Below are 8,381 nucleotides of genomic sequence, written 5' to 3'. Positions count from 1 at the left end.
TACATCTTCTACAGTACGACATTCTTTTACCAAATCTTTAATGGTTTTGTCATGAAAAAAGTCTTGCATAAATGATCATCTCCTTATTGGAAAGTATATCCATTTACACAAAACTTTTTACACTCTCGTTCACTCAACTCATCTATCGTGCATCCACGAGAGGTTTTTAAATCCTTGATCCGTCGTAGCTGTGCAAGTGCGATAGTAGCTCATAACCATCCAAGCGGCGATACATCACCAAGTCAGGAAGATATCCATGTTACTAAAAGATTATCTGAAGTTGGTAAAGTCACAGGCATCGAAGTCCTTGATCATCTCATTGTCGGTCATGAAAAATATATTAGTTTGAAAGAAAAAGGTTATCTATAAAATAGGATAATGGTCAGTGATTGTGTGGAAAAGGACACAATCACTGACTTTTCATTAAAATAATTTTACGGGCTAAAGCTTAATAAATTCAACTCTTTTTTGTTGAACACCTGTATAAATGCCCTGTAACCCCTGATACAACACCATTCTTATTATTACCTTAATTGACATACAAGTTTTACTAACATTTGATTCCCCCAACTACTATGTATATATCCATAAAAAGTGCTAATTGTAACATTGAATTCAAAGTTTTTTATATTTTAGCAAAAAAGACACCCTACCTACTCCTAATAATCATTTATGGTATGGCTCATTTTTCTGTATCTTGAACGCTCGATAGATTTGTTCCATTAATATAAGTTTCATTAGCTGATGAGGAAATGTCATTTTTGAGAATGATAATTTTTTATCAGCACGTTTTAGGACATCATCACTTAATCCATTTGAGCCACCTATAACAAACGATATTTGACTCTTTCCATGGATACTAAGCTTGTTCATTTCACTAGCCAACTGTTCTGAAGACCAGTTATCTCCTTGTAAATCAAGTGCAACCACATATTGGGTAGGCTTAATCTTGTTTAAAATACGCTCTCCTTCCTTTTGTTTCACTTGATGCAATTCCTTATCACTTAATTGTTCCGGAGCTTGCTCATCACTTACTTCATCCAATGTTAATTTACAATATGGGCGTAATCTTTTTTCAAACTCAGCAATCCCAAGCTTTATATACTTTTCTTTTACTTTACCTACACTTACAATTTGTATTTGCATGTAATTCCTTCCTTTCTTCTCTTAAGTGAACTCATATGGTACAGACATAGCGCTCTGGTATAATGCCTCTCTTTTATTAATAGTCCAACCTATTAACTGAATATTTTTCTTTACTGAAATTGGATTTACCATTTGTGGTATTAATGCCACTCTTTCTGTATGCTTCCAGGTATCCGAAACTTGATCAACAATGATTTTCAAACGTAACAACCTTGATGTTAACATCCACTTCTCAATGTTCGATCTCAAGATGCTGTGTATATCTATACATGGGTTGATATATGCTTGATGCCTCTTGAATTGTTTCTTTTCTGCACTCGATAAATCTCTATAAGCATGCATCAATGTTTTCTCAGCGTTGATTAACCTTTTTACTTTCTTACGTCCATCCAACAGATCAATATCAACCATTCTTACGTTCTTAAGTACATCCACACGTTCATCAAGTAAAAAATCTACTAATGTTGTCCTGTGTTTTTTCTGGACTTTATGCTTCTTTTCAATTCGTGTTAATTGTTGATGTATACCCAATTCTTTTGCTTTATTATATACCTTCGTCTGACTTCCATAACGCTGATTGTAATAATATGTGCTATTTGACTGCGGTGGATTATAAGGATCTTCTCTTAGATATGAAACCCATAGTCTTTTTGCCACCTCATGTGAATTATACTCTGTTATATCAATTTGTTCATCCCAAGTACCTACCATAGCATTTTCATAATCCCCTAGAATAAGTGACACCATATCCAACAATTCAATTGGCGTCATAAGATTTTTGTGAGGGTTTATTTTGATAACCGTGTTGGATTGTTGTCTATACCTACTTCCCCATTTAATGACAAAGAGTTGATGATGTAATAAGTATCTATAATATCCATTATCCTTCGCATTCAACGAGTAATTTATATATTTCGCTGGACTAACTAAATCCCAAAACTCTCTTGAAACTATATCATTCGAGTATAGTGTAATTCCATCATAAGGAGAGCGTGCTCCGATATTAGATTTATGGATGATTTTACTCAATGTAGGATGTGACATAAACTGCTTATTCAGTATCGTTTGATTAAACCTCGTTTGCATGGTTTCACCTCATTGTATTTTTATTGCTAAATTCATTGATACGACTGTACCCAAACTAAATTACATGTCCATCAGTTCGAATAGCCATAGAGCACATCAATAAAAACAAATATAATAGTTCTTTTGTTTTATTTGTTTTTATGTTATCAAAGTAGTATAATGAAGTAAAGAAAAATAAAAAGAGGTGTTGATGCTATGTCTAATCGCAATATTGATTCTATTGAGTTCCAGCTCCTGAAACGTAAATCAATTGGTGAGCGACTTAAATATTTCCGTAATGAATTAAAGGCACTCCAACCAAAAGTAGATTATTCCACACCCGCAATTGCTAAACGCATTGGGGTTTCCCCACAAAGTATAACTGCTGTCGAAAGAGGGGAATCAAAAAAGCCATCCTTTTATCTTATTAATCAATTAACTAAAGAATATGGCGTACAATTAGAAGCTGTTACTGATGAATTTTATGAGTCTGAAGAAGAGTTATTTAACATTGGTCATCCTACAAAGATTGAAAGAACAGTTGATTTAGATGGGATGGAGGATATAGAAATAAATAATGATCCTGAGAAGGCACTCGGTATAGTTCTATATGAAAGAAAGGGGGAAAGCAATGTTCGATTATTACTCAACGAAGAAATAAGTAACATTATAGATGATGTGGACATCGTTCAATTACTATCAAGGTTCATTTATGAGATTGATCTACATCAGACAAAATCCTCTCTTCAATTGGAAGAGCTGTTTAAAAAGAAAAGCCCATTCGAGTATGCAACAAGCTTATATCGAATCTCTGAAGGATCAAATCCATATGTATCTAAAGATGTCATTCAAACCTTCATTAACGAAATGCTTACACAAGAGGATGGTAAATAATCTATGTCTAATTCAAATGAAAATATATCTAAATGGATTCGAGAAAATACAAACGATAAACACCAATTCATAAGAGCAATTTCAGAATTGATTCATGACACTCTTGCTGAAAATAAGAAAGGAGAAAAAGAACATGAAAAATACGATTAAAGCTGCATTATATGCCCGTGTTAGTACAGAAGAACAAGCTTCAGAAGGATATAGCATTCAAGCACAAATTGCAGAAATAGAAGCGTATGCAAAAAACAACAATATGGAGATTGTTGCGAGATATGTTGATGAAGGTGTTAGTGGAAAGAACATTTCTGGAAGACCCAGAATGAAACAAATGCTAAATGATATTGATGCTAATATATTCAGTTCTGTTATTGTATATAAGATAGATCGAATTTCCCGTAAATCAAAGGATGCTTTAGAAATCGCTGAACGTTGTGAACAAGCAAATATTAGCTTAAACAGTCTTAAGGAAAACTTTGATATTGCAACGCCAATGGGTAAAATGGTCTTTCAAATGATGAGTAACTTCTCAGAATATGAACGTAATTCAATCATTGATCGTGGTAAAATGGGAATGGTTCAACGTGCTAAGGAGGGCTACCATAATGGAGGTAGAGTGTTAGGGTATGATAGCGTCAATAAAGAATTGGTAATCAATGAAGAAGAAGAACACATAATCCGCTTAACTTTTGATTATGCGGAACAAGACCTAGGTTATAAGGCGATTGTAAGCCGAATAAATGCTATGGGCTATAAAACAAAACGAGGATGTGATTTTTCTATAAACACCATCAAAACAATCTTAGACAACCCCATTTACATTGGCCTAATAAGATACAATAAATATCAGGATTGGGCGGAAAAGCATCGAAAGGGGATCAACAAAGATTATATCTTATCGGATGGCAAACACGAAGCCATTATTTCTAAGGAGCAATGGGAAAGAGTACAACAAATCCGTACAAAGCGATCTATTAAGCCAGCACAATCCAACAAACCATACATATTAAACAGTCTTCTTAGATGCCCTAAATGCGGATATGGTATGGTCTCGGCATCATCGAAAGGTTCAAAGGGAAAAAAGTACCGCTACTATGTATGTGGACTATTCCACAATAAAGGTAGCAAAGCATGTAGTGCCCATTCCATTCGCTCAGATCGTGCGGAACAGCAAGTGATGGATGAATTAAAACGAATTGTCTCTGAACCATATGTATTAAATCAAATTATTGATAATGTGAATAAGAACCGTAGTGAAGCAGAAACTCCAATAAACGATGAGATTAAGGTGTTACAATCTAAGCTAAATAAGGTAGAAGTTCGGATTAACAACATAACGGATCAGTTAATGGATGATCCTTCATTAGTAGCAATCTTCAAACCAAAATTAACAAGTCTTACTGAAGAACAGGAAGACCTTCAAAACAAACTTGAAGCATTAAATACTGAATTAGGTGAATGTGATACAGCACCTATAGATGCTCAAGCATTACGTCATCTCTTAACAAATTTTGAAAAAGTCATGAAAGAGGCAGAGCCTGCAAGACAAAAGGCATTACTCCGCTTAATCATTAAAGATATAGAGATTAATAAAGAGGCACCACGTCGAGTTGGAAGACACATTGAGAAAATAAATCTACACTTTGACTTTACATTGGAAGGATTAGAGAAACAGTCGTTGGAGTTATTGGATGCAGTTGGTATGGATTATATTGAGCCCGTGGAGAGTTGGATGCTCGAAAAAAAGGATGGTAAAATGTTGAGCGAAATGATGGATTCGCTTAACATTTTACCCTTAAAAGATGTACGGTTCTCCCCGATTAATCCGAAACGCCCTATACACCTGTTCCAACAGAATCAACCGCATCACCTGATGTGGAAAAGTCATTTTCGAAAAGGATAGAGCAAAATTACTTCTATGTTGTACCTCTGCACTGATTCCAAGTGACCCACCAACGACAAAGGCTATTTTGCTTTTCCCATAGGTGGCGAGTTCATCCAATTTGCTGGCAAATTGCTCTGAAGTAAGCATGTTGCCGTTAATTTCTAACGTGACAACAAATGTGTCTGGATGAATATGGCTTAAAATGCGCTCCCCTTCTTTTTGTTTCACATGTAACATTTGCGCTTCACTTAAGTTTTCCGGGGCTTTTTCATCAGCTACTTCCACGATATCTACTTTTGCGTACGTGCTTAAACGTTTTAAATATTCTTGTATGCCTTGCTTTAAATATTTTTCTTTTAATTTTCCTACTGATACAATGGTAATTTTCATAATGCGTAACGTCCTCACAGATTTTTTCTTTAGTTTACCATAACTGACCGTGCTTTTTGCTAAAATTTCTTCTCTTCACTCCTACAAACTAAAACCCACTGCAATATACAGAGCTATAATAGCAATTACACTAATGACTACAAGCACTCGGGTTGTTGTTTGAGACAGCGGCTTTACTCGCTTTACTTTGAACCATCCAGTGAATTGGAACTTATTTCGGTATACGACAAAAATAAGGATGGCAATGCCTATGGCTTGTAGCGCTAAAAAGTACATCAAATATGGATATACTTCCGTCAACTGAGCGATCGGCCTGTTCGTGAATATTTCTAAAAAGTAATTGCTTATCGCTCCAAATACGAAATAAAGTACTACAAAGATGAACAGCGCACGAACCGCTTCAAGCAATCCTGTAGAAAATAAACGCATGCTAACCCTCCATCCCACACTTTTCTTCCATTATAACAAAGATGCATTCAAACAAATTGTTTTTTCAGAAAACACTTTCCGTTTTTAAGTAATTCGTGTATTATATATCCAAATGATATATATCAAATAGATAGGAAGATTTCTTTGAAAACGTATAACAATAGTACCTATGTGCTGCTTGGAATTTTGACTTTAGATTGTCGCACAGGTTATAAATCAAACAACGGATGGATCAGAGCTTAAATCATTTTTGGAAAATTAGTTATGGGCAAATTTACCCGAATCTAAAAACGTTAGTTACCGATGGCTTAGCAACCGTTAAGGTCATTTCACAGGATGGGAAACCAGATCGAAAGGAATATTTCCTTACTACCAAGGGGGAAGAGGTGTTAAAGAACTGGTTGAAAGAGCCATTGCAGCATATTGCTAATGAGCGTAACGAAGTGCTTTTGAAATTGTTTTTTAGTAGACATCAGCCTGCAGACCAGACGCAATCGTTGATACGTCATTATAAAGAAGAATTACAGAAGAAAATAGACACCTACGAAGCGATTGAAGAAATGATAGGCACTAATTATTCTCAAAACCCTGATGCTACTTATTGGCTGTATACACTAGACTATGGAAAGCGGACAACCAAGGCTGCTATAGAATGGTGTGAAGCTACCATAGAAAAAATAAAGTAAACTGGCTTTAGTTATAACTTCTTTTCTGGGCTCTTTCGAAAAGCTTAATTTCTTATTCAGCACAAAGATGACTTGAAAAGCAAGATGCGATTGCTTCGAGAAAAGCGTGATCACTGGGGGCGGGGTGCGAGTAAAGAGGCTTCATTTAACCTATAGAAAAGTTAGAAGCAATAGGCAATATCATAACGCCTCCATATACTGTAGAGGGGAGAGAGGATATCATGATAAAACAGGTCTACTCTGGTCGTTATACCACAGAAAATGAAGAAGATATTGTTGTGTTTTTAATAGGGATGCGGGTTAACCGTAGATTAGCTGTACATAAATGGCTTCCCGTCTTTTTAGCAATGCCGCGGATGATTAAAGAACTTTACACATATAAAGATACGTTAGGCTTTTTATCTATGGAAAGTTATTTTGGCCTGCGCACGACGTTGATGGTGCAATATTGGCGGTCTACCGAAGATTTGCTTGCCTATGCAAAGGGGAAACAACATCTAGCTGCCTGGAAACGGTTTAACCAAAAAGCAAGCCATACAAATGCGGTTGGTATCTATCATGAGACATACGTCGTACCAAAAGGTAATTATGAAGCGATTTATGCGAATATGCCGTTATACGGTTTAGCAAAGGCAAACGAACATATACCTGTTTCTCCTAAACGTACAACGGCTAAGCAGCGTTTGACACAGGATGCAGTTAACCAAATAAATGCTTGGAAGTAAAGTGGAACAGCTTGCTGATGTACTAAATCAAAGCTTGCGAGTTGTTCCTACAGGAATATCACATCTTTTCCTTCGGTAGGTTGTGGGTATGCTTACATCAATCTGTTTACGGGACTTTTACTTGCTCATATGGTTAAGCGTCACAAAGGTTTGGCTTGAAAACCTCTTTATGACATACGAGAGTGAGGTTCTATTTTCTTCCCCTAGTATTTTATTCCACACATAATACTGTATCTTACATGATACAATCAACCATAACGTAGTAATTTCTAGAAAAACCTTTTAAACGAAACATTTCACATCGAGATGGCAACTACCTTACATAATTCACCTGAAATTTTACATGTTAAGTCGTACAACATATTTCCTAAAAGCACTTCCTATGTACGTACCTTCCAATTGGAGGAGAACGATGAAAACTTAACTGACAAAATCGCTATTGTAACTGGAGTTAGTTATTCGAAAGGTATTGGAGCTGCAACATGTTTGTCTCTTGCAAAAGCAGGAGCTGACATCTTTTTCACGTACTGGTCTCCATTTGATGAAGCGGAAGGAAGATTGGAAAGAGATTTTCCTAGTAAGCTTTGTGAAAAAATAAATAGCTTTGGAGTGCGTTCTGATCACATGGAGTTAGACTTAAGCCTAGAAGAATCCCCAAACAACTTGCTAAATACGGCCCATAGTAAATTAGGTACTGCTTCCATTTTAGTCAATAACGCAACCTACGAAGCTCCAACGAATTTCCATACGTTAACTTCAGAAAATCTAGATAACCATTATCAAGTGAATAATCGCGGAACCCTTTTATTAGCGGTTGAATTTGCTAAAAGATATGAACAGCAATTTCCCAACGAGAAAGAAGGCCGGATTATCAATCTCGTCTCTAGAGGGCCAGACCCAAATAATATAGCTTATATTGCTACAAAAGGGATGACTATTCCTGCTACAGAGCCATTATCCGTTGCTCTAGCTCCCATTGGCATAACGGTTAATTCTATTGATCCAGGTCCAACGGATACAGGTTGGATAAATAAAGAAACCTAGATTGTAAAATTAAGCGAGACACCAAAAAAGACATGTCATGATATACTCAACGAATAACCAACCAAAGTTAAGGAGAGTGTATCTGACATGTCCTACACCCATCTTACCAAAACAGAACTG

Annotated in this window: 9 protein-coding genes and 2 pseudogenes; 7 read left to right on the top strand and 4 right to left on the bottom strand. The window is 36.0% G+C overall.

The features are described from left to right. Positions 1-129 precede the first annotated feature (129 nt). A pseudogene (locus tag HLX49_RS16610) lies at positions 130-369 on the top strand (JAB domain-containing protein); the annotation flags it as partial. Between the two features lie 297 nt (positions 370-666). Here HLX49_RS16610 and rlmH (HLX49_RS16605) read toward each other — a convergent pair. Further along, the gene (rlmH, locus tag HLX49_RS16605; RefSeq protein ID WP_296363284.1) at positions 667-1,146 is read right to left on the bottom strand and encodes a 23S rRNA (pseudouridine(1915)-N(3))-methyltransferase RlmH; all 480 of its coding nucleotides are present in this window, start codon (positions 1,144-1,146) and stop codon (positions 667-669) included. 21 nt (positions 1,147-1,167) lie between these two features. Beyond that, complete coding sequence (locus HLX49_RS16600) at positions 1,168-2,232, bottom strand: hypothetical protein (RefSeq protein WP_296363283.1); 1,065 nt, start codon at positions 2,230-2,232, stop codon at positions 1,168-1,170. 195 nt (positions 2,233-2,427) lie between these two features. Here HLX49_RS16600 and HLX49_RS16595 point away from each other — a divergent pair, with 195 nt between their 5' ends. Genes HLX49_RS16595 through HLX49_RS16585 form a run of 3 tightly spaced genes read left to right on the top strand, consistent with a single transcriptional unit; the run spans position 2,428 to position 5,005 of the window. Further along, complete coding sequence (locus HLX49_RS16595) at positions 2,428-3,105, top strand: helix-turn-helix transcriptional regulator (RefSeq protein ID WP_296363282.1); 678 nt, start codon at positions 2,428-2,430, stop codon at positions 3,103-3,105. Positions 3,106-3,108: 3 nt separating this feature from the next. Further along, positions 3,109-3,255, top strand: coding sequence for a hypothetical protein (locus HLX49_RS16590; protein WP_296363279.1), 147 nt, complete (start codon positions 3,109-3,111; stop codon positions 3,253-3,255). Then, positions 3,239-5,005, top strand: a complete 1,767-nt coding sequence (locus HLX49_RS16585) for a recombinase family protein (RefSeq protein WP_296363276.1) — start codon at positions 3,239-3,241, stop codon at positions 5,003-5,005. Before HLX49_RS16590 ends, HLX49_RS16585 begins: the two co-directional genes overlap by 17 nt. Here the strand turns inward: HLX49_RS16585 and rlmH (HLX49_RS16580) are convergent. Both rlmH (HLX49_RS16580) and HLX49_RS16575 read right to left on the bottom strand, forming a co-directional pair. Continuing rightward, a complete protein-coding gene (rlmH, locus tag HLX49_RS16580) occupies positions 4,898-5,377 on the bottom strand; it encodes a 23S rRNA (pseudouridine(1915)-N(3))-methyltransferase RlmH (RefSeq protein WP_296363274.1) in 480 nt (159 codons plus the stop codon). The two genes, HLX49_RS16585 and rlmH (HLX49_RS16580), sit on opposite strands and share 108 nt — an antisense overlap. Positions 5,378-5,458: 81 nt before the next feature. Beyond that, entirely contained in the window at positions 5,459-5,806 is a 348-nt protein-coding gene (locus tag HLX49_RS16575; RefSeq protein WP_296363272.1) for a hypothetical protein, read from the bottom strand. A 144-nt stretch (positions 5,807-5,950) separates the two neighbouring features. Here HLX49_RS16575 and HLX49_RS16570 point away from each other — a divergent pair. From HLX49_RS16570 to HLX49_RS16560, 3 genes and pseudogenes are all read left to right on the top strand, one after another. Next, positions 5,951-6,492, top strand: a pseudogene (locus HLX49_RS16570) (PadR family transcriptional regulator). Between the two features lie 221 nt (positions 6,493-6,713). Further along, the gene (locus tag HLX49_RS16565; protein ID WP_296363270.1) at positions 6,714-7,217 is read left to right on the top strand and encodes a DUF4188 domain-containing protein; all 504 of its coding nucleotides are present in this window, start codon (positions 6,714-6,716) and stop codon (positions 7,215-7,217) included. A 306-nt stretch (positions 7,218-7,523) separates the two neighbouring features. Next, complete coding sequence (locus HLX49_RS16560) at positions 7,524-8,261, top strand: SDR family NAD(P)-dependent oxidoreductase (RefSeq protein WP_296363267.1); 738 nt, start codon at positions 7,524-7,526, stop codon at positions 8,259-8,261. Positions 8,262-8,381 lie beyond the last annotated feature (120 nt).

This window comes from Virgibacillus sp., assembly GCF_013393565.1.
Classification (GTDB): domain Bacteria; phylum Bacillota; class Bacilli; order Bacillales; family Amphibacillaceae; genus Virgibacillus; species Virgibacillus dokdonensis.
Note: the sequence above shows the minus strand (reverse complement) of the source record. Positions and strands in the feature narration are given on the sequence as shown.